The 26,216-nt window shown below is 63.6% G+C and carries 24 protein-coding genes and 1 pseudogene; 13 read left to right on the top strand and 12 right to left on the bottom strand.

Going from position 1 to position 26,216, the window contains the following annotated elements; genetic code table 11:
- Positions 1–69: 69 nt before the first annotated feature.
- Positions 70–1,809, top strand: coding sequence for a serine hydrolase (locus tag ACVW16_RS04990; protein WP_456735535.1), 1,740 nt, complete (start codon positions 70–72; stop codon positions 1,807–1,809).
- Here the strand turns inward: ACVW16_RS04990 and ACVW16_RS04985 are convergent.
- Together ACVW16_RS04985 and ACVW16_RS04980 are read right to left on the bottom strand one after the other, a co-directional pair.
- On the bottom strand, positions 1,784–2,299 hold the full coding sequence (locus ACVW16_RS04985; RefSeq protein ID WP_456735534.1) for a GNAT family N-acetyltransferase: 516 nt from the start codon (positions 2,297–2,299) through the stop codon (positions 1,784–1,786). The two genes, ACVW16_RS04990 and ACVW16_RS04985, sit on opposite strands and share 26 nt — an antisense overlap.
- Before the next feature lie 29 nt (positions 2,300–2,328).
- Positions 2,329–2,472, bottom strand: coding sequence for a hypothetical protein (locus ACVW16_RS04980; protein ID WP_456704273.1), 144 nt, complete (start codon positions 2,470–2,472; stop codon positions 2,329–2,331).
- Between the two features lie 232 nt (positions 2,473–2,704).
- Between ACVW16_RS04980 and ACVW16_RS04975 the strand changes: the two genes are divergently transcribed.
- On the top strand, positions 2,705–3,190 hold the full coding sequence (locus ACVW16_RS04975; protein ID WP_456735533.1) for a phasin: 486 nt from the start codon (positions 2,705–2,707) through the stop codon (positions 3,188–3,190).
- A gap of 272 nt (positions 3,191–3,462) precedes the next feature.
- On the opposite strand, the gene ACVW16_RS04970 is transcribed toward ACVW16_RS04975, so the two are convergent.
- Together ACVW16_RS04970 and ACVW16_RS04965 are read right to left on the bottom strand one after the other, a co-directional pair.
- Positions 3,463–4,251 carry a Crp/Fnr family transcriptional regulator gene (locus tag ACVW16_RS04970; RefSeq protein ID WP_456705319.1) on the bottom strand — a complete coding sequence of 263 codons (789 nt, stop codon included), beginning with the start codon at positions 4,249–4,251 and terminating at the stop codon, positions 3,463–3,465.
- Between the two features lie 218 nt (positions 4,252–4,469).
- Complete coding sequence (locus ACVW16_RS04965) at positions 4,470–5,024, bottom strand: PAS domain-containing protein (RefSeq protein ID WP_456735531.1); 555 nt, start codon at positions 5,022–5,024, stop codon at positions 4,470–4,472.
- Between the two features lie 451 nt (positions 5,025–5,475).
- Between ACVW16_RS04965 and ACVW16_RS04960 the strand changes: the two genes are divergently transcribed.
- On the top strand, positions 5,476–6,285 hold the full coding sequence (locus ACVW16_RS04960; RefSeq protein ID WP_456705318.1) for a rhomboid family intramembrane serine protease: 810 nt from the start codon (positions 5,476–5,478) through the stop codon (positions 6,283–6,285).
- Positions 6,286–6,474: 189 nt separating this feature from the next.
- Entirely contained in the window at positions 6,475–6,903 is a 429-nt protein-coding gene (locus tag ACVW16_RS04955; protein ID WP_456704270.1) for a CBS domain-containing protein, read from the top strand.
- A gap of 7 nt (positions 6,904–6,910) precedes the next feature.
- Here ACVW16_RS04955 and ACVW16_RS04950 read toward each other — a convergent pair whose 3' ends face one another.
- On the bottom strand, positions 6,911–7,942 hold the full coding sequence (locus tag ACVW16_RS04950; protein ID WP_456735530.1) for a patatin-like phospholipase family protein: 1,032 nt from the start codon (positions 7,940–7,942) through the stop codon (positions 6,911–6,913).
- Positions 7,943–8,176: 234 nt separating this feature from the next.
- Here ACVW16_RS04950 and ACVW16_RS04945 point away from each other — a divergent pair, with 234 nt between their 5' ends.
- The 3 genes from ACVW16_RS04945 to ACVW16_RS04935 all read left to right on the top strand — a co-directional run bounded on the left by ACVW16_RS04945 (position 8,177) and on the right by ACVW16_RS04935 (position 12,862).
- Complete coding sequence (locus ACVW16_RS04945) at positions 8,177–9,247, top strand: hypothetical protein (protein WP_456704269.1); 1,071 nt, start codon at positions 8,177–8,179, stop codon at positions 9,245–9,247.
- Positions 9,248–9,661: 414 nt separating this feature from the next.
- Positions 9,662–9,856 (top strand): hypothetical protein, encoded by a 195-nt coding sequence (locus ACVW16_RS04940; protein WP_456704268.1) that lies wholly within the window; start codon positions 9,662–9,664, stop codon positions 9,854–9,856.
- A 543-nt stretch (positions 9,857–10,399) separates the two neighbouring features.
- On the top strand, positions 10,400–12,862 hold the full coding sequence (locus tag ACVW16_RS04935; RefSeq protein WP_456735529.1) for a putative bifunctional diguanylate cyclase/phosphodiesterase: 2,463 nt from the start codon (positions 10,400–10,402) through the stop codon (positions 12,860–12,862).
- On the opposite strand, the gene ACVW16_RS04930 is transcribed toward ACVW16_RS04935, so the two are convergent.
- The 3 genes from ACVW16_RS04930 to thrS all read right to left on the bottom strand — a co-directional run bounded on the left by ACVW16_RS04930 (position 12,848) and on the right by thrS (position 16,879).
- Positions 12,848–14,116 carry a serine hydrolase domain-containing protein gene (locus tag ACVW16_RS04930; RefSeq protein ID WP_456735528.1) on the bottom strand — a complete coding sequence of 423 codons (1,269 nt, stop codon included), beginning with the start codon at positions 14,114–14,116 and terminating at the stop codon, positions 12,848–12,850. The two genes, ACVW16_RS04935 and ACVW16_RS04930, sit on opposite strands and share 15 nt — an antisense overlap.
- Before the next feature lie 63 nt (positions 14,117–14,179).
- On the bottom strand, positions 14,180–14,743 hold the full coding sequence (locus ACVW16_RS04925) for a nitroreductase family protein (protein WP_456735527.1): 564 nt from the start codon (positions 14,741–14,743) through the stop codon (positions 14,180–14,182).
- Positions 14,744–14,836: 93 nt separating this feature from the next.
- Positions 14,837–16,879, bottom strand: coding sequence for a threonine--tRNA ligase (gene thrS / locus ACVW16_RS04920; protein WP_456735526.1), 2,043 nt, complete (start codon positions 16,877–16,879; stop codon positions 14,837–14,839).
- Positions 16,880–17,064: 185 nt separating this feature from the next.
- On the opposite strand from thrS, the pseudogene ACVW16_RS04915 reads away from it, so the two are divergent.
- Positions 17,065–18,239 (top strand): annotated as a pseudogene (locus ACVW16_RS04915) (MFS transporter).
- Positions 18,240–18,329: 90 nt separating this feature from the next.
- Positions 18,330–18,722, top strand: a complete 393-nt coding sequence (locus ACVW16_RS04910) for a hypothetical protein (protein WP_456704262.1) — start codon at positions 18,330–18,332, stop codon at positions 18,720–18,722.
- 60 nt (positions 18,723–18,782) lie between these two features.
- Here ACVW16_RS04910 and ACVW16_RS04905 read toward each other — a convergent pair whose 3' ends face one another.
- The gene (locus ACVW16_RS04905; RefSeq protein WP_456735524.1) at positions 18,783–20,090 is read right to left on the bottom strand and encodes an alpha/beta hydrolase; all 1,308 of its coding nucleotides are present in this window, start codon (positions 20,088–20,090) and stop codon (positions 18,783–18,785) included.
- Between the two features lie 355 nt (positions 20,091–20,445).
- Between ACVW16_RS04905 and ACVW16_RS04900 the strand changes: the two genes are divergently transcribed.
- Both ACVW16_RS04900 and ACVW16_RS04895 read left to right on the top strand, forming a co-directional pair.
- Positions 20,446–21,813, top strand: a complete 1,368-nt coding sequence (locus ACVW16_RS04900) for an APC family permease (RefSeq protein WP_456802239.1) — start codon at positions 20,446–20,448, stop codon at positions 21,811–21,813.
- A 2-nt stretch (positions 21,814–21,815) separates the two neighbouring features.
- Positions 21,816–23,027, top strand: a complete 1,212-nt coding sequence (locus ACVW16_RS04895) for a hypothetical protein (RefSeq protein ID WP_456738624.1) — start codon at positions 21,816–21,818, stop codon at positions 23,025–23,027.
- A gap of 5 nt (positions 23,028–23,032) precedes the next feature.
- Here ACVW16_RS04895 and ACVW16_RS04890 read toward each other — a convergent pair whose 3' ends face one another.
- Together ACVW16_RS04890 and yidD are read right to left on the bottom strand one after the other, a co-directional pair.
- The gene (locus ACVW16_RS04890; protein WP_456735521.1) at positions 23,033–23,245 is read right to left on the bottom strand and encodes a hypothetical protein; all 213 of its coding nucleotides are present in this window, start codon (positions 23,243–23,245) and stop codon (positions 23,033–23,035) included.
- Between the two features lie 92 nt (positions 23,246–23,337).
- Positions 23,338–23,676, bottom strand: a complete 339-nt coding sequence (yidD, locus tag ACVW16_RS04885; protein ID WP_456735520.1) for a membrane protein insertion efficiency factor YidD — start codon at positions 23,674–23,676, stop codon at positions 23,338–23,340.
- 241 nt (positions 23,677–23,917) lie between these two features.
- On the opposite strand from yidD, the gene ACVW16_RS04880 reads away from it, so the two are divergent.
- On the top strand, positions 23,918–24,811 hold the full coding sequence (locus ACVW16_RS04880) for a hypothetical protein (RefSeq protein WP_456704256.1): 894 nt from the start codon (positions 23,918–23,920) through the stop codon (positions 24,809–24,811).
- Positions 24,812–24,827: 16 nt separating this feature from the next.
- Here the strand turns inward: ACVW16_RS04880 and ACVW16_RS04875 are convergent, their stop codons facing one another.
- The gene (locus ACVW16_RS04875) at positions 24,828–25,283 is read right to left on the bottom strand and encodes an iron-sulfur cluster assembly scaffold protein (protein WP_456704255.1); all 456 of its coding nucleotides are present in this window, start codon (positions 25,281–25,283) and stop codon (positions 24,828–24,830) included.
- A 234-nt stretch (positions 25,284–25,517) separates the two neighbouring features.
- On the opposite strand from ACVW16_RS04875, the gene folE reads away from it, so the two are divergent.
- Positions 25,518–26,210: a GTP cyclohydrolase I FolE gene (folE, locus tag ACVW16_RS04870; protein WP_456704254.1), complete on the top strand. Its 693-nt coding sequence runs from the start codon at positions 25,518–25,520 to the stop codon at positions 26,208–26,210.
- Positions 26,211–26,216: the final 6 nt, after the last annotated feature.

The raw sequence follows: 26,216 nt of genomic DNA, 5'->3' as shown, positions 1-26,216 counted from the left end.
CCCGTCGATCGGGTTTCCATTCGACGTTGAAGCCGGTAGCCTGCACACCTCACAAGGTTTGCAGGTGTCATGCATACGTCATCCGATCGTCCCGATGTTTCGCTCGCGTCCCTGATCCCCGACATCGACCGGCTCGCCGCGGAAGCGATGGCGGTCTGGAAAGTGCCGGGCGCCGCACTCGCCATCGTGCAGGACGGCGAGGTCGTGCTCACACGCGGCTATGGCCAGCGCGACATCGAAGCGGATCTGCCGGTCACGCCGCAGACGCATTTCGTGATCTGCTCGATCACAAAATCATTCACCGCGACCGCGATCGCGCTGCTCCATAACGAGGGCGTGCTGGACTGGACCAAGCCGGTCCGCGACTACTTGCCGGAGTTTCGCCTTTCCGATCCGGTGGCGGCCGAACGCGTCACCATTCGCGACCTGTTGAGCCATCAGTCGGGGCTGCCGCGGCACGATTGGCTTCACTTGCCGGGAGATCTCTCGCCGGCCGAGATGCTGCCGCTGATGCGCCATCTTGAACTCAGCCGCGATATTCGTGCGGCCTGGCAATACAACAATCTCTGCTACAACGCCGTTGGGCTCCTGATCGAGCGATTGAGCGGGCAGAGCTTTGACGCCTTCGTCCGCGGGCGGCTGACCAGCAGGCTCGGCATGAACGTCAGCTTCGCGCTGGACGAGCTCGAAGCGGGATCCGAGCCGGCGAAACCCTACATGATCAACGTCGACACGCGATTGCCGGCGCTGCGGTTGCCGATCCGCACCACAGCGGCCGGCGCCATCAACGCCTCGGTCGCTGATCTCGCCAACTGGATGCGGCTGCATCTCGGCAAGGGCGAATTTGCCGGCGAGCGCTTGCTGCCTGCGGCACTGGTCGAGCAGCTGCATGCGCCGCTGGCCCACATTCGCAAGTCGGAATTTTCCGAGTTCGGCGATGCGCATTATGGATTGGGTTTTCAGTCGAACACCTATCGCGGGGATCGCCACATCTCGCACGGTGGCGGATGGACCGGGTGGGGTTCGTTCATGACGCTGGTGCCCGATGCCGGCATCGGCGTTGCCGTGCTGACCAACCGCAGCCCGAGCGAAATCCCGCCGATCCTCACATGGTACATCATCGATCGGCTGCGCGGACGCGAGCCGGTCGACTGGCTCGCGCGCTTTCGCAAGATGCGCGACGACTTCATTGCCCACATCCCGGCCGACAAGGAGGCGCGCGAGAAATCGCGTCACAAGGACACCAGGCCGGCGCACGCCTTGTCGGCCTACGCGGGAGACTACGTCCATCCCGCCTACGGCGTGATATCGATCCGCGAGCAGGACGGCGTGCTGCACTGGTCGTGGCGCGGAATGGGGGCGCCGCTGTCGCACCGGCATTTCGAGACCTTCGTGACGCCGGAGATCATCGACAAGCTGCACCCGGACAATCTTCCGATCACGTTCCAGACCGACCGCGAAGGCAAGATCGTGCACCTTTCGGTTCCGCTGGAGCCGATGGTGAAGGACATCGTCTTCGAGCGTCGCGCCGCCGGCGACTGCCTCGATCCCGCATTCCGCGCCCGCTGTGTCGGGCACTTCAGGAGCGGCTCGATCAGCCATCGGATAACGCTGGACGATGAGGGGCGGCTGATCCTGAAGCCGGACTATCAGCCGGCCTATCGCCTGGAGCCTCAGCAGGGTCGTCGGTTTCGCATCATCGAGCTGGAAGGATTTGCCGTCGAGTTTCGCGGGGAGGGCGCGATTGTCGGCCAGATCATCTTCCATCAGCCGAACGGCACGTTCATCGCCGACCGCGTGGCGGAATAGCGCGCAGCATGTAGGTCGCGCCCGCACCATATGACGAGAGCTTGTCGCGAAGCGCCGCATCCGCTGCGGCGGGCCGGAAGCCGAAACGCTGCCACATGGCGCGCGTGCCGTAGACCGAGACCAGCGCAATGGTCGTGATCTCTGACGCACGTGCAACCCCCTCGATCTCTGCAACATACGCGCGCGCCACGCCACCGCGGAAGCCGGGCAGCACGGCGATGTCGTGCAAATAGAGACAGTCCGCCGCCTCCGGCAATCGGATGAGGAAGCCGTCGAGCGGCGGAACGTGTCGCTGCATCCAGGGATGTGCAAGGCCGTAGCCTGCGATCTCGTCGCCAGCGGCGAGCACACGACAACCGTCCGGACAAAGCCGCATCTTCTCCGAGAGCACTTCGGGACGCTCGGGGAGTTCAGGGTGAATCCGCGCTGCGATCGCGCTGATCGCGAGGAGGTCTCCGGCACGCGCGTGGCGCCAATGCGGCTCGGTCATCTCGGCTGCTCCGTATCATCAAGTGCATTTTATTCCGTCGCAATGCGGCGCCCCGCGATAATGCGCGCGCCGGGCATCGCCGCTGCAGGCGTCGCCCGGCGCGCGAACGCCGGTGCTGATCTCAAGTTGGCGCATACGATGGCAGCAACTTTAAAGAGGCGGAATGCGGTCATGCGCCGCCTCGTCGCATGATTCGAATAAAATCAAGCACAGAGTCTGAAAGCGAACCGAAGCGTCCACAGTCTTTGGCCATAGTTGGCTCAGGCAGGGATCGAGACCGGTGCATCCGCAGCGGCATCCCACAACGTGAAAGTAGGAGCACTGGCGTCCCGGTGCGGCAAGCATCCGGACGCCTCGGGGAGTCTTCAATCCATTATCTAGTTTCGCTTGAAAGGATGAAAGCCCGTGAGTGATGCCAATGTGAAAGCCGAAACGAACTCGGCTCCGCTGAATGGAATGCCCAACGGAAGCGCAAAGCTCCAATTCGACGTACCCTTTTTCAACATCCAGACGATCTTCGGCAATCTCACCGAGCCGGCCGCTGCGCGGGCCAAGGCAAATTTCGAGCAGATGAAGGCAACTTCCGAGGAAATCACCGGCGCTCTCTACGAAGCGTGTTCGACCAATGCCAAGCATGCCGCCGAATACGGCACCAAGGTCATCGCAATATCCAACGCCAGGACCACCTCCGCGCTGGATCTCCTCTCCCAGCTCGCTGATGCGAGATCATTTGCGGATCTCGTGAACCTTTCCACCGCCCATGGTCGCAAGACCTTTGAAGCGGCTTCCGCCCAGAACCGGGAGCTTTGGGACCTGGCCCAAAAGGCCGCGATCGAGACGACCGAGCCGATCAAGAAGAGCTTCGACCGGGTTCTGCACAGAACTGCTTGAAAGCTATCGGCCGCGTGAAGCGGCTGGACGAGCGTCTCCGCCAGAAGAGACGCCGTCCAGCCGATGGCGGCCACCCTCGCCGTGAGGTGATGTAAATCTGGAGGAACCAAGATGGGTATGGTGATGATCAAGTGCCCGGAAACGGGAAGGGTCATTTCGACGGGTATCGAGATGGATCGCGAACGATTTAGGTGCAGCGCAGTGTTTTTTTCGCGGACATATTGCCGGATGTGCGCGGCAACGCACGAGTGGTTCGCCAAGGAGGCTTGGGTCTACGACTCGGCCTTGGTGAACGGGAAGTCCGGGGGCATGGAATCGTTCGGCGGCGGCGCGGCGTGAAGGAGCTTCAAGGCATCCTGCGAAACGATCCGATCTATCCTGCGGTGCATCACCTTGTAGCACTCGCATGCAACGGCCTCGAGTCGCTGCCTGTCGATCTCGAGGTGACCGCGCCGACTGGATTTCAGGGCCCTTGACGTTCGAAGTGCGCCTACGACGTGCGTGACCGTCGTGCGGCGGACGCCGAGCAATTCCGATAACGTCTCTTGCGTCAAGGGCAGAACGTCGCCGCCATCCGTCCGATCGTGAATGTGAAGCAGCCAGCGGGCCAGGCGGGCTTCGACGGAGTGCAACGCATTGCAGGCCGCGACGTGCTGGACTTGTGTCATCATCGCCCTGGCGAGAAGCTGAACCAAACTTCTGATAGCGGGACTGCGCTGGAGCGCCGCCTGAAATCTCGCGGGCGGAATTAGCAACGCGGTGCCGGCGACGCGGACAACCGCGGTCATGGGTGAGCGGAGCGGGCCGAGCGCCGTCAAGAGTCCGATGGCGCCGTCGTTGCCGATCACGGAGGTTGCGGCCGTCTGTCCGTTCGGCAGATCCATGATGAGCGCGACCGCGCCGCTGCAGGGAAAGTAGAGTTGATCGATCCGATCGCCCGATCGAACCAGGACTGCGTCGTGCGGGAGCGGTACCGTCCGCAAATGCGGTGCAAGCAAAGCGAAGTCGGCCGGCGGTAACGCAGCTAACAGGCGATTACCAACTCTGGTCGCGTGCTCCATCACGGGTAACCATCCCTCGACGGAAGCGGCCGGGAAACGGCATCGTCTCCAGCCGAGCCGCGTTGCCGTGCAGATACGCGCGCGGCAAACTGGCAAACGTGTTGTAGCAGGTAAGGTTCCGTTAACGGATCGCAAGCCCCAGCCCGGCGTGTCTGATCGCCATCCGATTCAGAAGGCGATGGTCGAGGCCGTTTTCACACCTTGCGCGGACGGCTGCTCTACCTGAGCCCCTCATACACCATCAGCCCGCGTGCGATTTGCAGCTTGCGGATCGCGCGCGGCAGCAATTTCTCGGGCTGGTGCAGATAGCGCCAGGACGTCACGGTGAAGGGCCCGAGCGCGCCGCATTCGTCGTCGAACGGCGCGAGCACGCCTGTCACGCTCACCGGCGTGTGCGGGCGGGCATTGAAGGGCAGCAGCAGCAGCTCGAGATGGGCCTTGCTGCCGTCCTCGCGCTCCGCGATGAGGCCGGCGATGGCCCCCAACGTCTCGTCGGCGACGATGGTGGTGATCTCCTCGATCTCGCGACGGCTTGCTTCCGCGAACAGCGCGGCAAAACCTTGGTCCTTGAGATCGCTGCCGGCAAGCGCGCAGACGCGGGTGCCGGCGACGCGGAACGGAAAGCCTGTTTTCGGCTCGCAGGACAGGACGAAGATATCGCCCAGCAGTTCGCGCACGGCGGCCGGGTCGATATCGGCCCGGTCAGGGGCCCGAGCGCTGCCGCGCTTCTTGTCCCAATACGCAAAGAACGCGCGGCTCGACGGATGTTTCATTGTTGACGCTCACCCCTCGGCGCAACCTCGTGGGACAAACCTGTCCCGCATCAGTGCACCTGAGATCCCTTTGATGTTGTGCAGGAGGGGAATTGCAGCGTCCATGCCGCGAGCGCGTTTTCGGTGCCCCGTGCGCTATCTTTGCGTCGTTAACGTTAAATTAACTATGCACTTTGCATCGGCTGCGCGCCTGCTATGGTGATCGCGGTCGCAAGCCTCGCGGTTTTTCCAGGTTCTCGGCGAGGCCTGTACGCGGGCGTCAAACAGTTTGGTCGCTGATCGCGGGGAGGGGTAGGGATACACCTTGTTCATCCGTCGCGTCGGGAAGGCCGACACGGACAGGCAGGGCTTTCCCAGGGCCCTGCCTTTTCCTTTTGTGCACTTGCGCAAGGCCGGCAAAGGCGACTATCTCCAAGCTGTTGCCTCGATCGCGCCTGAAAGCGAAACCGCCTTGGATTCTCCGCCACAACTCCCGTCGAACCATCAGGTCGTCGTCGAAGAGGCCCCGCGCGAGCCGATCCTGACCTTGCCTTGGCCGCTGACGGTCTATGTCATCCTGCTGGCGTTGATCCATCTGCGGGTGCTGCTGCCGCCGGAGCTGGAGAACTGGACCATCGACGTGTTCGGGTTCATCCCGAAGCGCTACGATTCCTCGCTGGTGAATTTGCAGTTCGAGGGCGGCGCCGGTGCCAAGGTATGGACCTTCGTCACCTATTCGCTGTTGCACGCCAATCTCACCCATCTCGCCTTCAACGTGCTGTGGCTGCTGCCGTTCGGGAGCGCGCTGGCGCGCCGCTTCGGCGCGCTGCGCTTCTTCGTGTTCCTGGCGGTGACGGCGGCGGCCGGCGCGCTCGCCCATCTCGTCACCCACGAGCATGCCGTGGTGCCGATGATCGGTGCCTCGGCCTCGGTGTCGGGGGCGATGGCGGCCGCGATCCGGTTCGCCTTCGTGCGTGGCAGTTTCCTGTCGTTCAGCCGTTCGGATGCCGATACCGCCGCCAGGGTTCCGGCACTGCCACTGTTGCAGGCACTTCGCGACAAGCGGATCGTCGGCTTCCTGGGCGTTTGGTTCGTGCTCAACATCATCTTCGGTGTCGGCGCGATCGGCGTCGAGGGCGACAGCGCAGGCGTCGCATGGGAAGCGCATATCGGCGGCTTCTTCGCAGGCCTGGTGCTGTTCGCGCTGTTCGATCCCGTGCCGCGCGTGCGAAGCGATGATGCTGCGGATGCGTCATCACAGGACATTTCGAGCGGTATTTGAAGCGGCGCTTGCGGCGCGGCCCGAATTCATCCATCATTCCCGAGCAGAATGTTCCGAAGCGACAAGCCCGTACAGGCGATGCTTCGCAAAGCGCCTGAACGCAAAACCGGCGCCAAAACTGTTAGTTGAAGACTCGCGAACAAGTCCGGACCGCGCAAAGCGGACGGGATCCGATTCAGGGAGGCGACAATGACGGTACGTTCGATTCTCAATACCAAGGGCCACCAGATCATGAGCGTCGAGCCCGACGCCAAGCTCGCCGCCGCGGTCAAGCTGCTCGCCGAGAAGAAGATCGGCGCGGTGCTGGTGATGAACCAGAGCCGGCTCGAGGGTATCCTGTCCGAACGCGACATCGTGCGCGTGCTCGGCGAGCGCGGGGCCGGCGTGCTGGACGAGCCGGTCTCTCAGGTCATGACCCGCAAGGTCGTGAGTTGCAAGGAGACCGACACGGTCGCCGAACTGATGGAGATGATGACAACAGGCAAGTTCCGCCATCTGCCCGTCGTCGAGAACGGCAGAGTGGTCGGCCTCATTTCGATCGGCGACATCGTCAAATGGCGGGTGCGCGAATACGAGTCCGAGCAGGAAGCCCTGCGCGACTACATCAAGACGGCCTGAGCCAATCTTATTCGACTGCTTTCGGCACGGCGCCTTCGGGCGCCGGCGCCAGCACGTCGATGGTCTCCTGGATCTGTTCCAGCACGCGTTCGGCGGCGCGAGTGCCGTGCGCGATCAATTCGTCGGCGCGGTGGAAATCGAACCAGCCGAACTGGCCGACCCGAGGCGTGATCAGGAGGTCCGGCGGATCGCCGGCGAGCCGCGCGCGGGTGATGCGGTCCTGCATGATGTTGAACGCATCCACCATCACCGAGGAAATGCCGGGCCGGCCGGCGGTCCCGAAGAACTCGCGCTTGACGGTTTTCTCCGGTGAGAAGATGCGCGGAAAACGCCGCTTGGCCGGGGTTTCCTCGGCGACCGGGGCTGCGACCGGGGTGCGCATGGCGCCGTGTGAATAGATCGTCGTGGAATGCGTGAAGATGTCGGTGGATAGATTGACCGCGATGACGATTTCGGCGCCGAGCGCCCGCGCGGCCGAAACCGGCACCGGGTTCACCAGCGCGCCGTCGACCAGCCAGCGGTCACCGATCATCACAGGCGCGAAGATGCCGGGCAGGGCATAGGAGGCGCGCATCGCCTCGACCAGGCGGCCGTGCGTCAGCCAGATCTCATGGCCGGTCCGGATTTCGGTCGCGACCGACGCATATTTCATCGGGAGATCCTCGATCATGGTCTGGCCGATCGATTCCTCCAGCCGGCTTGCGAGCTTCGCGCCGCCGATCAGGCCGGAGCCGTTGAGACGAATGTCGAGATAGCCGAGGATGTTGCGCACGCCCTGCAGGCTGCGGGCCCAGTCTTCCAGCGCATCAAGCCGTCCGGCCGCATAGGCGCCGCCGACCGCAGCCCCGATCGAGGTGCCGACCACGACGTCGGGCACGATGCCGTTGGCCAGCAGCGTTCTCATGATACCGATATGGGCAAAGCCGCGCGCCGCGCCGCCTCCGAGGGCGAGGCCCAGGACGGGTCGGCGGATGCTGCCAAGACCGACCTTCTCGCTGTTTACGCTCTTCACGCCCCGACCTCTCAACATATCCAGCACCGAAACTCTCCTACTCCGGGCCGTCCTCACTCCAGAGTAGGCACCGCGCTTCCGCTTCACCAGAACGATGGCAAAGCTTGGTTTACAGCGTTCGGGACGCAGGGGGCAGGAGTGTGGCAAGGGCCGCTTGCCTCTAATGTAATCACGCAGGCGTCAACCCGGTTCCAGAGAACCGTATTCCCCGGGGATTTCAGAGGCTTGAATTTGCCGCGTTTTCGGTGAAAAGCAGGTGGCATGACTCGAGGGGGTGACGGCATCATTCGGTGGCGGCGCGGCGGGAAGCTGCTGCCGGCGCTGGTCCTGTCCGCATGGGTCGTTCTCCTGGGCCAGACCACTGCGCAGGCGCAGCTTTTCTCCGATCGTCCGCCGCCGGTACCCCCGGCTTCGGTGCCCGATCCCGGTGGCGCGGTCAGCCTGGCGCCGCCTTCCGGTTCAGGCGCCGGCCCTGCCAGCCTGCCGCCGACCCTGACCCAGCCCAATACGCCCAGCATGCCGCCCGCAGTGACCGGCGTCCCGTCGGCCGCGCCGCTCAATGCGGCCGCGCCCGGGCAGGCCGTGCTGTCGTTGATGGCGAAATACGGCAAGGACACGCCTGCGATCACCAGCGGCCTGGTGTGGCGGGTGTTTGCCGACCGGCCCGACGAGAACGGCACCTTCAAGCTGATCCGCGAGGATCGCAGCGCCACGCCCAACATCGTGTTGCCGCCGGGCAATTACGTCGTGCACGTCGCCTTCGGCCTCGTCAGTGCGGTGCGCACCGTCAGCCTGAAGGCCGAGACCGACCGCGAATCCTTCGTGCTGCCGGCCGGCGGCCTGCGCATCGAGGGCCGCGTCGGCACCAGCCGCATTCCTCAGAACCAGATCTCGTTCGCGATCTACAAGGGCAGCCAGTTCGAATCCGGCGAGCGCGCGTCGCTGGTGCCGAACGTCGCCGCCGGCGACGTCGTGCTGCTGCCGGAGGGCACCTACTACATCATCTCCAACTACGGCGACGCCAACTCGGTGGTGCGCTCGGACATCCGCGTCCAGGCCGGCAAGCTCACCGACGTCACCATCACCCACCGCGCCGCCGTGATCACGCTCAAGCTCGTCAGTGACAAGGGCGGCGAGGCGCTCGCCAACACCGCCTGGTCGGTGCTGACGCCCGGCGGCGACGTCATCAAGGAATCGATCGGCGCTTTCCCGCGCGTCGTGCTCTCAGAAGGCGAATACCGCGCCATCGCCAAGAACGAGGGCAAGGTCTACGAGCGCGGCTTCAACGTCGTCAACGGTGTCGATGGCGAAGTCGAAGTCGTCGCGCGCTGACGCCGCGCGAGAGCCAGCGCCACTGCGTCAACATCGTCGTTGCGAGTTCAGCACCGGCCGGGAAGAGAGCCTTCCCGTGAAGATCGTACTGCGCTTCTCATCCAGTGCACGAAAGCCAGGCGCCGGTGGAGTCCGGTGAGCGTTTGCTTACCCTCCATTCGTGTCTTGCGTTTCGGTTTCGGAGACCTTTGCGAGCGCTACTAGACTGCGCGCCGGCTACGGAAACACCGGTGCCAGCGGCTAGCGGCTTGTTCGGACCTCAATTGCCGGTGCAAGATACGTAATTCCGATAATCAATTTCATTCGCTTTCCATCCTGCTGGGTTATATGTCGGGCATCTGTCCAATGGGGGACGCCGGCGCAGCCTTGTTGGTCTGCGAGACCGGCAAGGAGCAGGGGACCTAGCGCGTCGGCATGTTCGAAGTGATCCTCACCAGGCGCAAACGGTTCGGTTGGCGGTGGCAGGTCTGCGACCAGTCCGGCAAGATCTTTGCCGGTGGATTCGAGCGCACGCGGCCCTCAGCCAAATATCACGGCGAGCGCGCGCTGTTTTTCCTGCTGTCGCAGGCATACCTGCGCAACCGCTTCACGGCGTCCAGCGAAGACTAATCGCGGCCAGCGATGCACCTACAATCCCTTGCGTTGCCCGGCCGGCAAAACACGCTGGCCGCGGCAATTCGCTTCGTCAAAAATATTCCACTTTGCCGAAATTCAACGGCGCATGTGTCGCAAAGCTCGGGCGAGATGCCGCGAGGATGCGAAGGCGTTTCTACGATAAAGATGCGAATTGAAGGGAGCGGAATCATTGCCGCATACTTCGTCATTGCGAGCGCAGCGAAGCAATCCAGAAATGTATCCGCGGAGGGATTCTGGATTGCTTCGCTGCGCTCGCAATGATGGTGTGGAAAAAGTTGTGCGCCGAAACTCCGCTCTCGTGCCTTGGACGCTGCGCAGCAACGCTCGCGCGCTGCAGCGCGTCCGGGACACGAGGGCAGCGCATTCAACCCACTGTCATAGTCTCTAAGACGCACTAACCATCGCCGGATTTAAAACTGTCATAATCACCGCACGGAACCCGCGCCTGCGTCCTTTTTACATGCCATTAAGCGGGCCGGTCTTTGGATGCAGCGGGATAGTGCGTTGGGGACTGCAATGAGTGCCGCGAAGAAGATGCCGGGCAAACCGGTCACCGAAATGTTTGACGACATCCGGGTGCTTCAGCGCAAATGGCATGCCGCGTTGAAGCCGGGCGACCGGCTGCCGCGCTATGAAGATGTCATGCTCGGGAGCCTGGGACGGCTCGCCGACCACATCGCGTTACTCAAGGACGACGGCACGCTCGAGCTGTCGCGGAGCGGACGCTACGTGCAAAAATGGCTCGGCGAGGAACGCTGGGACATTCCGCTGACGGAATTGCCGCCCGATTGCGCCACCGCGCTGTCGGAAGCAGCGGCGAGTGCGCTCGAGAATGGACGGCCGTACCAGGCCAGCGCCCATTGCGTGCGCGATGGCATGGTCCGGACCTACGATTTGCTGGCGCTGCCGACCGCCTCACGCTGGGGCGCCACGCTGGTCGGCGTCTACGTCAATGAGCGCGGCACCCAATACAATCTTCTCGATGCGATCTTCTCTGCGACCGAAGACGCGGTGGTCTCACTGGCGACGCTGCGCGATGCGAGCGGTCATCCGTCCGATTTCCAAGTCGTGCATCACAACAAGAGCGCCGAGCTGCTGCTGAATGTTGCAAGCGGTGGCCTCTTGTGGCGTCAGATCGGCCAGGGCACTACGTTGCTCGCCAGGACCGACGTCAGGGAGTTCCTGCTGAAAGCGGTGTCGGGCGGCCGCGGCGAGCAGCTCGAGATAGAGACCGATCGCCGCTATCTGCGCATGAGCGCGACGGCGTTCGCCGACGTCATTTCGCTGACCATCTCCGATGTCACCGCGATGAAGCGGCGCGACGCCTCGTTCCGCCTGCTGTTCGACAGCAACCCGATGCCGATGTGGGTGTTCGACGCCGAGACCAAAGAGTTTGTGAGCGTCAACGACGCCGCCGTCCAACATTACGGCTACAGCCGTGCCGCCTTCCTGCGCATGAAGCTTCACGAGATCTGGCCCGAGGACGAGTGGGACAGCCACGACGAGGCGCTCGATCGCGTCGGTGAAACCTACCACTCCTCGCGCAACTGGCGGCACCTGCGCGCCGACGGCAGCGAGATCGAGGTGCTCACCTTCGGCCGCCGCATCACCTTCAACGATCGCGACGGCTATCTGGTTGCGGTCGCCGACATCACCGAGCGGCGTAAGGCCGAGGCGCGGATCGCCTACATGGCGCATCACGACGGGCTCACCGACCTGCCGAACCGCGAACACTTCCAGGACCGCCTCAAGCAAGCGCTCGACCAGGCCGGCGGAAAACGCGTCGGTGTGCTCTATATCGACCTCGACCTGTTCAAGACCATCAACGACTCCTTCGGACATCCGGCGGGCGATCGCCTGCTCAAGGAAGTCGCCCAGCGTCTGACCACTGCGGTCCGGGGCGCCAATCTCGCTGCCCGCCTTGGCGGTGACGAGTTTGCGGTAATCCTCGCATCCGACGTCTCGCCGAACGAGGCGAGCGCCTGCGCGACGCTGCTGATCGACATGCTGAAGGCGCCTTACGAGATCGACGGCCAGGAGATGGTGATCGGCGCCAGCATCGGGATCGCGCTGTCGCCGGGCGACGGCATCACGTCAGAGGAGTTGATGCGCAACGCCGATATGGCACTGTACCGGGCAAAGTCCGACGGCGGCGGCATGCACCATTTCTTCGAGCGCGAGATGGATCTGCAGGCGCAAAAGCGCCGCGATATGGAGCTGGATCTCCGTCGCGCCTTTGCCAATGGCGAGTTCGAACTGCACTATCAGCCGCTGGTGGCGATCGCATCCGATCGCATCTCCGGCTTCGAGTCGCTGTTGCGCTGGCCTCATCCCGAGAAGGGAATGATCTCGCCCGCGGAATTCATTCCGGTCGCGGAAGACATCGGCCTGATCACCCAGCTCGGCGAATGGGTGCTGCGCGAAGCCTGTGCCGAGGCGGTGAAGTGGCCTGACGAAGTCAAAGTCGCGGTCAATCTGTCGCCGGCGCAATTCCGTAGCCGCAGTCTGGTTCAGGTCGTGGTCTCGGCGCTGGCGCAATCCGGCCTCTCGCCGAAGCGGCTCGAGCTCGAGATCACCGAGTCGGTCTTCCTCGCGGAGACGGATGCCAATCTCGCGATCCTGCATCGATTGCGCGACCTCGGCGTGTCCATCTCAATGGATGATTTCGGCACCGGCTATTCCAGTCTCAGCTATCTCCGCAGTTTCCCGTTCGACAAGATCAAGATCGACCGCTCCTTCGTGAAGGATCTGGCGCGGCGGCCCGATTGCGGCGCGATCGTGCGTGCGATTTCGGGCCTTGGCCGCAGCCTCAACATCACCACGACTGCAGAGGGGGTCGAGACCGAGGATCAGCTCGACTGGCTGCGCGCGGAAGGCTGCAACGAAGTGCAGGGCTTCCTGTTCAGCGCCGCGAGGCCCGCCGCCGAGATCGCAAGACTTCTCGCCGATTTCGGCGAGCGTTCCTCACGGGCGGCGTAGCTCTTCCGGGTAGCAGTCGTAGACCAGCGCCTTGAACGCCGGCGTGATGCGGCCGCGCTCGTTCTGGGTCTGCTGCATCAGGACGTAGACCATATCGAGCTTGGGATCGACGCCGAAATAGGTGCCGCTGCCCGAGTCCCACTTCAATTCGCCGAGCGAGCCCGGCGGCGGCGGTTTGGCGTTGCCGGGATCGGTGCGCACCGCAAGGCCATAGCCATAACCGAAACCGTCGCCAGGGAAATAGAAATAGTCGCGATCGACGCCGGACTCTGGCCCGATCTGGTCCGTCGTCATGTCCTTGAAGGCGGCCGGCGAGAGATAGCGCTTGCCCTCGAGTTCTCCGCCGTTGAGCAGCATCTGCGAAAAGCGCTGATAGTCGATGATGGTCGAGAGCAGGCCGCCACCACCCGATTGCCATTCCGGATGTTCGAGACGCTCGCGCTCGGCATCGAGCAGGATCTGGTCGGTCGGCAGCGGCCGCGCCATCCGCTCGAATTCGTCAGGCGTCGACAGCACGAACTTGGTGCTGGTCATGCCGAGCGGATCGAAGATGCGTTGTTTCAACGCGTCGTACAGCGGCTGCCCCGTGATGATCTCGATGACGCTGCCGAGCACGTCGGTGGAATGGCCGTAGCGCCACAGCGTGCCCGGCTGCCGCGCCAGCGGCAGCCGGGCGATTCGCTCGGCGAACTCCCTGTTTTCGAAATGGCCCTGAAAAATGTTGGCCGCCTTGTAGGCGAGCTCGACCCATTTGCCGCCGATATAGTCGTAGCTGATGCCCGAGGTGTGCCGCATCAAATCCCTGATCGTCACCGGATGGAGCGGCGGCACCAGGTCGAGCGCCAGCGAGCCGTCGGGCTTGGTGATCTCCATTCCGACCTTCGTGCCGGCGAAGAGGGGAATGTATTTCGAAACGGGATCGGTCAGCGCGAGCTTGCCCTCGTCGATCAGCATCATCGCAGCCAGGCTGGTGATCGGCTTGCTCATGGAATGGATCGCGAAGATCGTGTCAGGCGTCATCGACAGCCGCGTCCGGACATCGCGCACGCCGAACAGCTTGAAATAGACAGGCTTGCCATGCTGATGGATCAGGACGATGGCTCCCGGCAAGCGGCCGGTGGTGACCTCGTTCTCGAAGAACGAGGTGAGGCGCCTCAGCCCGTCGGCGGAAGGGGCGGGAATGTCGGACGCGCGGCTCCGCGTCATCGTGCCCGCCAGCATCGCGGCCCCGACCAGAAATTCACGACGCTTCATCCGGGCTTCCTCCCTGCACGGGAACAAAGCCGCAAGACATCAGAGGCGTCAACAAGACTTCGATTAGAAGCGCGTCACGATTTCGGAAAGGACCGGTCGCGGTCGATCCTCGCTCGGCCTGGTCGCCTTGCCGATATGAACGAAGCCCGCGAGCTTTTCGTCGGCCTTGAGGCCAAGGCCTTCAAGCACGTCGCGGTCGAAGGAGAACCAGCCGCTCAGCCAGCAGGCACCGTAGCCGAGAGCGGTTGCGGCCGTCACGATGTTCATGGCGCTGGCGGCGGCCGACATCTCCTGCTCCCAGGCCGGCACCTTCGGATGGGGCTTGGTGAAGGAGACGATCCCGATCACCAGCGGCGCATCGGATAGGCGCTTGCGCTCGGTCTCGATATCGGCCGCTGGCGCGCCGGGATTCTTGCGGGCAAAGACCTTCGCGATCACCTCGCCCGCGCGTTGGCGTGCGTCGCCCTCGAAAATGATGAACCGCCAGGGCGCGAGCTTGCCGTGGTCGGGCACGCGCGCGCCGATGGTGAGAATGGTTTCGAGCTCGGCCGGCGAGGGGCCGGGTCCGGTCATCTCGCGCGGCTTGACCGAGCGACGGGTTTTCAGGACTTCGATGGCGTCGGGCATTGCGATGGCCTCTTCAGATGGGCGACGGGCGTGCCATGCCGAGATAAGCATGCACGCCCGCAACCGAAAGCGAGTTTAGAGCGATTTCAGCGATCAGACCGCGCCGCGCGCGCGCCGGACGTCAGGCGGGGTCGCCTCGTCGACCAGGGCGGCGATGGCCTCCTCGGTCGTCATCACCTTTTGCCCGTCGCTACCCAGCCGGCGAACGGAGACCGAATGCGTCTCGGCCTCCTTCCTGCCGACCACGAGCAGCGCAGGGATCTTGGCCAGCGAGTGCTCGCGGACCTTGTAGTTGATCTTTTCGTTGCGCAGGTCGATCTCGACCCGAAGCCCTGCGCGCCGCGCCTGCTCCAGCACCACCTTCGCGTATTCGTCGCCTTCCGAGGTGATGGTGGTGACCACCGCCTGCACCGGCGCGAGCCAGAGCGGGAAGTTGCCGGCATAGTGCTCGATCAGGATGCCGATATAGCGCTCCATCGAGCCGCAGATCGCGCGATGCACCATGACAGGCGGCTTCTTGCCGCCGTCATGGTCGATGTAGAACGCACCGAACCGCTCCGGCAGGTTGAAGTCGACCTGCGTGGTGCCGCATTGCCAGTCGCGGCCGATGGCGTCGCGCAGCACGTACTCGAACTTCGGCCCGTAGAAGGCGCCTTCGCCTGGATTGATCTCGGTCTTGATGTGATTGTTCTGCGCCTGGATCTCGCGCAGCACCGTGGCCATCACGCGCTCGGCGTGATCCCACATCGCATCGGTGCCGACGCGCTTCTCCGGCCGGGTCGAGAGCTTGACCGTGAGTTCGCCGGTGAAGCCGAAATCCGAATAGGTCGACAGGATCAGTTCGTTGATCTTCAGGCACTCGTCCGCGAGCTGGTCCTCGGTGCAGAAGATATGCGCGTCGTCCTGGGTGAAGCCGCGCACGCGCATCAGGCCGTGCATGGCACCGGACGGCTCGTAGCGATGCACAACGCCGAACTCGGCGAGACGCAAGGGCAGGTCGCGGTAGCTCTTCAGGCCGTGCTTGAAGATCTGCACGTGGCCGGGGCAGTTCATTGGCTTGAGCGCAAACCAGCGCTTGTCCTCGGCTTCGTCGCCGGCCGACTGCGCTGCGAACATGTTTTCGCGATACCAGCCCCAATGGCCCGAGGTCTCCCAGAGGGACTTGTCGAGGATCTGTGGCGCGTTGACCTCGCTGTAATCGCCGGTCAGGCGTCGCCGCATATAGGCGATCAGCTGCTGGAAGATGGTCCAGCCCTTCGGGTGCCAGAACACGACTCCAGGACCTTCCTCCTGGAAGTGGAAGAGGTCGAGCTCGCGTCCGAGCTTGCGATGGTCGCGCTTCTCGGCTTCCTCGATCTGCTTGAGGTAAGCGTCGAGGTCCTCCTGCTTGGCGAAGGCGGTGCCGTAGATGCGGGTCAGCATCGGGTTGTTGCTGTCTCCGCGCCAATAGGCACCGGCCACCTTCATCAGCTTGAAGGCGCCTCCGACCTTGCCGGTCGAGGTCATGTGCGGACCGCGGCACAGATCGAACCAGTCGCCCTGGTAGTAGATCTTGATCGGCTCGTTGCCGGGAATGGCGTCGACCAGCTCGACCTTGAAGGCCTCGCCCTTGTCGCGGAACACCTGTTTTGTCTTTTCCCGGTCCCAGACTTCCTTGGTGAACGGTTTGTCGCGCGCGATGATCTCGCGCATCTTTTTCTCGATGGCGGCGAAATCTTCCGGCGTGAACGGCTCGTTGCGGAAGAAGTCGTAATAGAAACCATTCTCGATCACGGGGCCGATGGTGACCTGCGTGCCCGGCCACAGCGTCTGCACGGCTTCCGCCAGCACGTGCGCGCAGTCGTGGCGGATCAGCTCCAGCGCCTCCGGCTCGTCGCGCGAGATCAGCCTGAGCTTGGCGTCGGCCTCGATGGGATCGTTGAGATCGGTGAGCACGCCGTCGAGCATCATCGCCACGGTGCGCTTGGCGAGCGAGGGCGAGATGCCCTTGGCGATCTCGAGACCGGTGATGTTCTGGTCATATTGGCGCTGGGCGCCGTCGGGGAAGGTGAGGGTGACTTTGGCGGCGGGGGTCACGGGCTTCAGATTGCTGAGGGAATATTGGAAGCCGGATTCGGATTTGGGCTGGTCGGACATTGCTTTTCTCCTGAGGCTCACTCCTGCGAACGAGCGCAGGTAAGCGGGAACGAGCGATATATCAGGCGATTCGGCCTGCGCAATCCGGCATTTCCAAGAAAGTGGCGCGCAAAGCGCAGCCAATCCTCCAACTATTTCGTGTCGCGCCCTTTAACTGGCGGCGGGCCTGCTCTACATGCAATTGCATGGAAAATCCGCGCGCCGGCCGCTTTACCGCAACCGCCCTGATGCTTGGCAATCTCGTCACAGGCTGCTCAGTGCTGGCGCCGGCGGGAATGCTGCCGGAATTGTCGGCGGGGCTCAGGATCAGCATCCATGCAGCCGGGCTGCTCATCACCTTCGGCGCGATCACGCTGTGCATCGGCTCGCCGCTGACGGCGTGGCTGACCAGCCGCATCGAGCGGCGGGTTCCTGCTCACGGCCACGCTGGCAGTGCTTGCATCAGGCAATCTCGCGTCGGCCTTTGCGCCCGGCTATGCAAGCCTCCTCGTCATCCGGCTGGTGATGCTCGCTGTCGGCGCGCTGTACACGCCGCAGGCGGCGGGCACCGCCGCGCTGATCGTGCCGCCGGAGCGCCGCGGCAGCACGATCGCCTATATCTTCCTTGGCTGGTCGCTGGCGGCCGCGGTCGGCCTCCCGCTGATCACCTTCATCGCCAGTCGCTACGGTTGGCGCGCCGCCTATGGCGGGATCGGCGCGCTCGGTTGCATCAGCTTCCTGTTGCTGCTGGTGCGCCTGCCGGCCGGATTGAAGGGCACGCCGGTCGATCTGAGGACCTGGAGCGAGGTCGGCCGCAACAAGACGATCCTGCTGCTGCTCGCGATCACGATGCTGCAGATGTCCGGCCAGTTCGTGGTGTTCACCTTCATGGGCCCGCTGCTCAACAAGATGACCGACGCAAGCCCGGACGCGATCGGAATGGTGTTCGCGATCTATGGTGTTTGCGGCTTCCTCGGCGTTGCCGTCGCAACCCGTATCGTCGACACATGGGGCCCGTACCGGACCTCTTTGTTGTTCACGAGCCTGTTATTGGCGGGCATTACCGGTTGGGCGCTCAGCGCGGGCACACTGGTATTAATGGCGATTGCGGTGGCCATGTGGGGGCTGGGCTTTGCCTCGACCAATTCGATGCAGCAGGTGCGGCTGGTCGCGGCAGCACCGCCGCTCGCGCCGGCAACAGTCGCGCTCAATACCTCCGTCCTCTACATCGGCCAGGCCATTGGCTCCGCGGTCGGAGGGGCGCTGTTTGCCCGCGAACTGCTGCACAGTACGGGCTTTGTGGCCGTCGGCTTCGTCGTGCTGGCCGTGGTCCTGGTGGTTTGCGAGCCGGCCCCGGCCGGCGGCTGTCGCCCCGGGCTGATGGCCGTGTTTCCCGAACGCAAGACGCTTGGCAAACCGCGCGAGAGAGCGCTAGAACGCCAGACATGGGGACCAAAGAGAGTTGACTGAAATGAGGATGATTCTGGCGGTTGCCGCGGTGCTCTATTCAGCCTCCGCGTTTGCGCAAACCGACACGCCACCGATGGTGGGGGACAAGCCGCTGGTGCAGGTCAAACCCAAAGGGACCAAGGCCGGCACCAAGGAAGCAGCAGCCAAACCGGCTGTCGCTGCGCCAAAAGGCAAGCCGCAGTCGATCGCGCTGCGCCTCCAGGCCTGCCTTGATACCGACGACGGCACCAAGGACCGTCTCAATTGCTACGACGCGGTGCTTCCGCCGACGCCGAAGCCCAAGCCGCCGAAGGCCAAAGGTGTCTCAGACTGCCGCTTCCTCAAGGAAGAGGACGAGCGGCTGGCCTGCTTCAACGGCTTTGCCGAGAGCATTCCGAAACTGCCCAAGAGCTGAAACGGCTCGACCGCCCAAGAGTTGGAAGTGAGAGCTGAGTGGCCGGTCGTTGGCGCTCAGCTAGCGGCTCGATGTCGGTGATGCGGTGGCTGCGACGCGCGTCAGTGCGAGTGCCGGCGTTGCCGACATCTTCACCAGCACGTCCTTGAGCGGATATTGCGTCCAGGCGCGATTGACGTAGTCACGGTGGGTGATGCCGTCGCCGGTCTCGACGAACACGACGCTGCCGGGGCGCAGCGGTGCATCCATGTCCTCGGAAACGCCGATGCCCTTCTGCCTGAGCGTGCTCATCAGCTCGTGGTCGCGCCGCGCGGTGTAGTGGGTATAGGAGCTGACGAAGAAGCCAGAGCGGTGGCTCTCGATCCAGGATGCGAACTTGTCCATTTCGCCGTAGACCGCATCGAGCAGCACGACGCCGCGGACGCGATCGCTGATGCCGCCGACCTCGAGGCTCCATGCGGTCGGCAGGAAGCCGCCGCTATAGCCCACGATCACGATCGGCATGGTGGCGAAGGCACGCGCGCTGTTGGGATCGCCGGTCAGCTGCGCGAGGTGATTGGCCGATTCATCTATGAAGCGCTTGAGGCCGCCAGGCTGCCAGAACTTTCCGGCACTGGAATCGGCGGCATCGACGGCCATCTGCGGCGCGAGCAGCACGGCGTTGGCGCCTGATGCGGTGATCTGCTGCGGCACCAGCTGCCGGTCGCGCACGTCGCGCTCGAGCGTCGCGCCATTGCCGTGGAAGAACACCACGATCACGCCAGGCTTGCGCACGTCGAAATGTTCGGGGACGTGCACCAGCACGCGGCTGTCGTTGTAGGTCTCGTCCTGCCAGAAGACGCGCCCGGAATAGCTGCGGTGCCCGCGGCGGTCCCCCCTGGAGATGTTGAGGAAGGGCGCGTCGGAGGCGGGGTTGTTGCCGAAATAAGGGAAGGCCGACGATTTCATGCTGACAAGCGTTGTGAGGTCCTGGCGCGACGGACGCTGGTAAGGGACCTGCGGCGCAAGCGAGGCGACCTTGTAGGGCGCCTGTTCCGGGGGCTGCTGCTGCACGGCGCGCTTGGGCGAGAAGTCCGACATCTGCCGTTGCAGGAAACTCTCGCTCGCCGAAGGGAAGCGCTCCCTGAACTGCGAGGCAGGAAAGCGATCGTCGAACGTGTCGTCGCTTGCGACGTGTTGGTTGGAGACTTGCGGACTTGTCTTCGCAACCACCTGGACATTGGCTTGCGAACTCGCCGCCAGCGCAGCTGGATTGGGCGACTGGCCACATTGAACCAGCGTGAGCGACGACGGCACCAAGCCTGAGATCAGGGCGATCCGAAGTGCACGACGGCGCACGCCGGACGTCCTGGTCCGGTCAGCACGCATGTCTGCTTTCACTTTCGGAACGGCCCCGACCATCCACCCATGACCCCAAGCATGACCCAAGTCACGAACCATCGGCAATTATTAAGACAATTGAACCGACCCGCGTTTAGGCAACGTTAAGTGTCCGGAGAAACTTCCCCACATCCGGAGCGATCAAAAAGACCACGCAATCGTGTCGCGATTGTGGGGAGGCCGGACGCATTTCCGCTGAAGACCCCGGGTTTATCGTCTGCAAAGCGGCATCGAAGGTGACCAATTACCTATCTTGGATCGCCTCATTTAACCCTTGTTAACCCTGCTTGAATTGACTGGACCAATCTGCACGAGGCGCGACGCCTGAGGCTCGAGGACCCCGATGACGGCATCAGATGCGGGAACCGCGCCCTGGAGCGGGCGGCTGACCGGAGGCGGTTCCGGGGTTTCCGTTCTGGTCGCGACCGCGATCGTCGTTGCCGACATGATCGGTGTCGGCGTGTTCACGAGCCTTGGCTTCCAGGTCAAGGACATTCCCTCGGGCTTCCCGATCGTGGCGTTGTGGACCGTTGGCGGCATTGTCGCGCTGTGCGGCGTGTTCTCCTACAGCGAGCTGGGGGCGATGTTTCCCCGCTCGAGCGGGGAATACAACTTCCTCGGCCGCGCCTATCATCCCGCTTTCGGCTTTCTCGCCGGATGGGTCTCGGCGACGGTCGGCTTCGCGGCGCCGGTGGCGCTGGCCGCCATGGCCTTCGGCGAATACGCCAAGTCGGTCATTCCCGATCTGCCGCCGATCCCGCTCGCGATTGGCGTGGTGTGGCTGGTCTCGATCGTGCAGTTGACCGGCGTCAGGCAATCTTCGACCTTTCAGTTGATCTCGACCATCCTCAAGGTCGTGCTGATCGTCGCTTTCCTCGCAGCCGGCTTCGTCATCGGCACGCCGCAGCCGATCTCGTTTGCGCCGCAAGCGGGCGATCTCGCCCATGTCGTGAGTGCGCCGTTCGCGATCGGGCTCGTCTTCGTGATGTACTCGTTCTCGGGCTGGAATGCCGCGACCTACATCATCGGCGAAATGAACACGCCGCAGCGGAGCCTGCCGCGCGCGTTGCTCGCGGGCACGCTGATCGTGCTGGTGCTGTATGTCGCGCTCAACGCGGTGTTCCTCTATTCGACGCCGATCAGCGCGCTGGCCGGCCAGCTCGATGTCGCGAGCGTCGCCGGCAGCGCGATCTTCGGACCTCTCGGCGGCCGGATCGTCGGTGCGATGATCTGTGTCGGGCTGATTTCCTCGATCAGTGCGATGATGTGGATCGGCCCGCGCGTGATGATGACGATGGGGGAGGACATCCCGGCGCTGGGCGTGTTCTCGAAGCGGTCGGTGAGCGGCGCGCCGGCTTACGCCATCCTGTTTCAGCTTGCGGTCGCCAATCTCCTGCTGTTCACGCGCAGCTTCGAGGCGGTGCTCGACTTCATCCAGTTCGCGCTGCTGTTCTGCTCGTTCTTCACGGTGGCGGGTGTCATCAAGCTGCGCATCACCGATCCCGATTTGCCAAGGCCGTATCGCGCCTGGGGGTACCCGTTCACACCGCTCATTTTCCTGCTCGTGACCGCGTCCATGATGTACTACCTGTTGACCGAGCGGCCCGTGCAGTCGCTGTCGGGGATGCTCGTCATGCTCGCGGGCCTGTTCATTTATGCTGTTTTCCGCAGGCGGCCGTTCGCCGCTGCCACGTCACACCATCGCGAATAGACATGCTTCGACCCATGAGAATTGCGGCCGTCGGTCTCGCCCTTATGGCTGCGGCCATCTCGTCCGTGCGCGCGGCCGAGGTTACTTTCGACGATACCGCGCGCATCCTCGCAGGCATGCAGCCTTCGGCGGACTCGCCGCTGGTGGCGCTCACCAGGGATCCGGCCTGGCAGCATCACGCAAAATTCTTCGACGGCGCCTTCGCCCAGCTCGAGCAGCGGCAGCTATCGAAGATCCGGAGCTGGTCGGACGTCAATCTGGCCGCGCCGCGGCCGACCATGTTCTATTTTTTCAGCGGCCCGGATTTCCTTTACGCCAATGCCTTCTATTCCAAGGCCAGTACCTACGTGCTCGGTGCGCTGGAGCCGGTTGGCGCGGTACCCGATCTGACGAAGCTGTCGCGCGGCTCGGTTGACGCCGCGCTCTACAATGTCGAGCGTTCGCTCGGCTCGATCCTGAGTTTCTCCTTCTTCATCACCAAGCAGATGAAGGTCGACCTGCACAGCAACCAGGTCAACGGCACCTTGCCGATCCTCTACGTCTTCCTGGCGCGCTCCGGCAAAACGATCCGCAATGTCGAGATGGTCGCGCTCGATGACAAGGGCGGGGTGCATACCGGCAACGACAATCCGGGGCCGAACGCCACGCGGGGCGTCCGCATCACCTTCGCAGGTCCCGACGGCGAGTCGCGAACGCTGTATTATTTCTCGACCGATCTTTCCAATTCCGGCGCGCGTGCCGCCGGCTTCCTGAAATTCTGCGACACGCTCGGGCCGGGCAACAGCCTGCTCAAGAGCGCGTCGTATCTCCTGCACGCGGGCAATTTCAGCGTTGCCCGCGACTGGCTGCTCGCCAACAGTGCGACCATCATCCAGGACGATTCCGGCATTCCGCTCGCCAATTACAATTCGCGGCAATGGCGTTTCTTCCCGTTCGGCCGCTATCTGGGGCCGATCAACGAATTCCCTGGTCGCTATCAGGATCGTTATGCCGAACTGTTCACGCGCGCTCAGCCGATCGATTTCGGCGTCGGTTATCGCTGGCGAATGCACGAGTCGAATCTGCTGCTGTCGGTGAAAATTCCGGGGAGTGAAGCACCGCCTGCGGAGACGGCCTCGTCCACCGAACCGGCGCCCAGGCCCGCGCGGCCCAGGCGACTGCGTCCGCCCGAGCCGATCCCGCCGCCGCCCGGACGTTTCTTCTGGTTCCGCTAATTTAGCTACCAGTGCACGCTCTGGCTCGGCACGATGAACGCCGTCGTGCTTGGCGGTGTGGCAAGGCTTGAGCCCAGATACCATCCGGAGCCGACGACGAGAACCAGCAGCGCTATGATCGCGAGCATGTCGATCGTCCTGGGATCGTGATCTCTCGGATTAAAACCGAGATGTGCACCAGGCCTGAAGTGAAAATGAGGGCTGATTTTCCAGCGCATTGTTGTTTCCTCCCGCGGGAGCATCACAACAACGCGAGGAGCGGAGTTCCTGTTCCGCTCGGGGCAGCGATGCGCAAAGCACCGCAGCAACCCTAGTCGGCGTCGACGCCGCGCCAGCGCGCATAGCGCCACGGAAGGTACCAGCGCGCGCCCTGCGGTGCGGCAAGTGGCACGTTGTCGATGCCCGAGGTGCCGAACGGGTTGCAGCGCAACAGGCGCGCGAGAGTCATCCAGCCGCCGGCCCAAAGTCCGAACCGTTCGATCGCCTCATCGCCATACACGGAGCACGTTGGCAGATGGCGGCAATTGTAGCCGACCAGCGGTGACAGCGTGTGCCGGTAAAGCCAGATCAACGCGCGACCGAATCTGCGCGGCAGTCGCAGTGCGTCGGCCAGATGAGCGGAACATTGCTCGCAGGTTGAGTGCTTCATAGGCGCTGTGCCGAGATCCTGTGCGAGGTGCTGCACGGTTCCGGCGCAGGGAACAGCAAGCTGTTGTTTTCGCGCCATATTTTGCATGCTTTTTGGGAGCAGTGCAGCAAGTCTCTGTGGACGAGCTGTATTCCCCCGGATACCATTTTTAGGACAGTCATGAAAACATACGACTGTATGATCGACTCATCGAGCGCGAAGCGGGGATAATCGCGCCAATGGGCTTGGGGAAGGGATCATTTTGAAACTTCTGAAGTCGCTCAATCTTCGCGGCTGGTTGCTGGTTGGAACCGCCGCCTGTGGTGTCGTGCTGGCAAGCGCCGCCGCGACGTTCGGTTCCTCGGCCAGCGCCGGCGCCTCGCTCGAAGAGCGCAAGCTGCCGATGAAGTTCGGCTGGGTTGCCTGCGAGCCCAATTGCCGGGGCTGGGTTAGCGCGGTGGGCATCATCACCGCAGATACGCCGAAGGATTTCGACGACTTTGCCCGCGGGCGCCAGCTCGGCGGTGCGACGGTTGTCCTCGACTCCAGCGGCGGTTCCGTCAACGACGCGATCACGCTTGGGCGGCGCTTCCGCAATCTCGGCCTTCTCACCACCGTCGGCATCACGCAGCAGAAGAGTGGGCAGGGCGCCCGTCCCGCGGTCGGCTCGGAAGCCTATTGCGAATCCATGTGCGTGTTCCTGCTGCTGGCCGGCAAGAAGCGCTATGTGCCTGATGCGGCCCATGTCCGCGTCCATCAGATCTGGATGGGGGACCGCGCCGACGACGCCAAGGCAGCGAGCTACAGCGCGCAGGATTTGATGATCGTGGAACGCGATATCGGCCGGCTCGCCAAATACACCTTCGACATGGGCGGAGCGGGAGACCTGTTGTCGCTGGCGCTCAACGTGCCGCCGTGGGAAGATCTGCACGAGCTCGACACTGCTGAGTTGAAGCTGACCAATCTCGTGACGACGGACCTCGTGACTGACGTGTTGCCGCACGTGGATGTCACAGCGCCTGCGATTGCCGAGCTTGCGCCGAAGACGCAGGCGAGGTTCGGCGGAGAGCCGCAGCCGGCAAAGTCCACCCAAACGGCGGAAGCCATGGTCCCGACCGGCGGGGTGGCGGCACCACCTGCGGCGCCGCAGAAGTAAGAGCTTCAGCCTCGCTTTAGTCCTGCGCAGGGGCCGGCTGCTTCGGCTTGGCCTCGATCTGACCGATCGCATCCACCACGGCATCGAAGGTCAGGAGCGTCGAGGCGTGGCGCGCCTTGTAGTCGCGGACCGGCTCGAGGAACTTGATGTCTTCCCATTTGCCTTGAGGAGGCGCACCATTCTCCTTCAGCATCTTGCGAACGGTTTCGCGTAACTCACGGAGTTCGCTCGCAGTCGAGCCGACCACATGACTTGCCATGATGGATGAAGAGGCCTGGCCGAGCGCGCAGGCCTTTACGTCGTGTGCGAAATCGGTAACGGTGTCGCCCTCCATTTTGAGGTCGATCTTCACCGTCGAACCGCACAGCTTGGAGTGGGCGGTGGCGGTGGCATCGGCGTCGGCCAACCGTCCCAGGCGCGGAATATTGCCGGCCAGCTCAATGATCCGCTTGTTATAGATGTCGTTCAGCATGTGATCGCGCCCAGCACTTACCTGTCGGATCGGCCTTGGCGAGGGCCGTCCAGGGTCTTATATAGGTCGGAACTGGCGGAAAAACAGTCCGGCGGTGCGTCGGTGGGTGATCCAGATCTGCGCTGCCGGCGTGGGGATCCCTTTCGCCAAACACTGTTCTCTTCAGGCGCCCGGCGGTTGTCCGCCCCGTCTGCCGGTGACACTCCGGCCGTAAGGCCGTCGAACGGAGTAGACATGGACGCTGCAATCAAATCTATCCGCCCCGGCAAGCCCTCCGACCGGCAGCCCGAGAGCCGCCCGCCCGAGCTCGATCCGTCTGAGTTCCTCGCGGCCGCCGTCCGGGCCGACCAGCCGCGCCCCGCGCGTGCGGAGGCGGAAGCCGCCGTGAAGACGCTGCTCGCTTATATCGGCGAGAACACCGGGCGGGAGGGCCTGCTCGACACGCCGCGCCGCGTGGTCGAGGCTTTCGACGAGCTCTATCAGGGCTACCACCAGTGCCCGGCCGAGGTGCTCGATCGCACCTTCGGCGAGACTGCCGGCTATGATGACTTCGTGCTGGTCCGCGACATCGAATTCACGTCGCAATGCGAGCACCACATGATGCCGTTCTACGGCAAGGCGCACATCGCCTACACGCCGGTCGAACGTGTTGTCGGTCTGTCGAAGCTGGCGCGCCTGACCGACATCTTCGCCCGCCGGCTCCAGACCCAGGAGCATCTGACGGCGCAGATCGCAGCCGCGATCGACGAGATCCTGAAGCCGCGCGGCGTTGCCGTGCTGATCGAGGCCGAGCATACCTGCATGTCGGTACGCGGCGTCGCCAAGCACGGCGCCTCGACCTTCACCAGCCGCTACACCGGCATGTTCCGCGACAATCCCGCGGAGCAGGCCCGTTTCCTGTCCATGGTGCGAGGCATGCCGCGCTGACCTCGC

It is taken from the genome of Bradyrhizobium sp. USDA 4474 (genome assembly GCF_054057515.1).
The sequence above is the reverse complement of the archived record's forward strand: the minus strand, read 5'-3'. Positions and strand labels throughout refer to the sequence as shown.

Coding starts and splice junctions, on each gene's coding strand:
- ACVW16_RS04990 (WP_456735535.1), top strand. CDS start 70: ATGCATACGTCATCCGATCGTCCCGATGTTTCGCTCGCGTCCCTGATC.
- ACVW16_RS04985 (WP_456735534.1), bottom strand. CDS start 2,299: ATGACCGAGCCGCATTGGCGCCACGCGCGTGCCGGAGACCTCCTCGCG.
- ACVW16_RS04980 (WP_456704273.1), bottom strand. CDS start 2,472: ATGACCGCATTCCGCCTCTTTAAAGTTGCTGCCATCGTATGCGCCAAC.
- ACVW16_RS04970 (WP_456705319.1), bottom strand. CDS start 4,251: ATGGAGCACGCGACCAGAGTTGGTAATCGCCTGTTAGCTGCGTTACCG.
- ACVW16_RS04965 (WP_456735531.1), bottom strand. CDS start 5,024: ATGAAACATCCGTCGAGCCGCGCGTTCTTTGCGTATTGGGACAAGAAG.
- ACVW16_RS04955 (WP_456704270.1), top strand. CDS start 6,475: ATGACGGTACGTTCGATTCTCAATACCAAGGGCCACCAGATCATGAGC.
- ACVW16_RS04945 (WP_456704269.1), top strand. CDS start 8,177: ATGACTCGAGGGGGTGACGGCATCATTCGGTGGCGGCGCGGCGGGAAG.
- ACVW16_RS04940 (WP_456704268.1), top strand. CDS start 9,662: ATGTTCGAAGTGATCCTCACCAGGCGCAAACGGTTCGGTTGGCGGTGG.
- ACVW16_RS04935 (WP_456735529.1), top strand. CDS start 10,400: ATGAGTGCCGCGAAGAAGATGCCGGGCAAACCGGTCACCGAAATGTTT.
- ACVW16_RS04930 (WP_456735528.1), bottom strand. CDS start 14,116: ATGAAGCGTCGTGAATTTCTGGTCGGGGCCGCGATGCTGGCGGGCACG.
- ACVW16_RS04925 (WP_456735527.1), bottom strand. CDS start 14,743: ATGCCCGACGCCATCGAAGTCCTGAAAACCCGTCGCTCGGTCAAGCCG.
- thrS (WP_456735526.1), bottom strand. CDS start 16,879: ATGTCCGACCAGCCCAAATCCGAATCCGGCTTCCAATATTCCCTCAGC.
- ACVW16_RS04910 (WP_456704262.1), top strand. CDS start 18,330: ATGAGGATGATTCTGGCGGTTGCCGCGGTGCTCTATTCAGCCTCCGCG.
- ACVW16_RS04905 (WP_456735524.1), bottom strand. CDS start 20,090: ATGCGTGCTGACCGGACCAGGACGTCCGGCGTGCGCCGTCGTGCACTT.
- ACVW16_RS04900 (WP_456802239.1), top strand. CDS start 20,446: ATGACGGCATCAGATGCGGGAACCGCGCCCTGGAGCGGGCGGCTGACC.
- ACVW16_RS04895 (WP_456738624.1), top strand. CDS start 21,816: ATGCTTCGACCCATGAGAATTGCGGCCGTCGGTCTCGCCCTTATGGCT.
- ACVW16_RS04890 (WP_456735521.1), bottom strand. CDS start 23,245: ATGCGCTGGAAAATCAGCCCTCATTTTCACTTCAGGCCTGGTGCACAT.
- yidD (WP_456735520.1), bottom strand. CDS start 23,676: ATGAAGCACTCAACCTGCGAGCAATGTTCCGCTCATCTGGCCGACGCA.
- ACVW16_RS04875 (WP_456704255.1), bottom strand. CDS start 25,283: ATGCTGAACGACATCTATAACAAGCGGATCATTGAGCTGGCCGGCAAT.
- folE (WP_456704254.1), top strand. CDS start 25,518: ATGGACGCTGCAATCAAATCTATCCGCCCCGGCAAGCCCTCCGACCGG.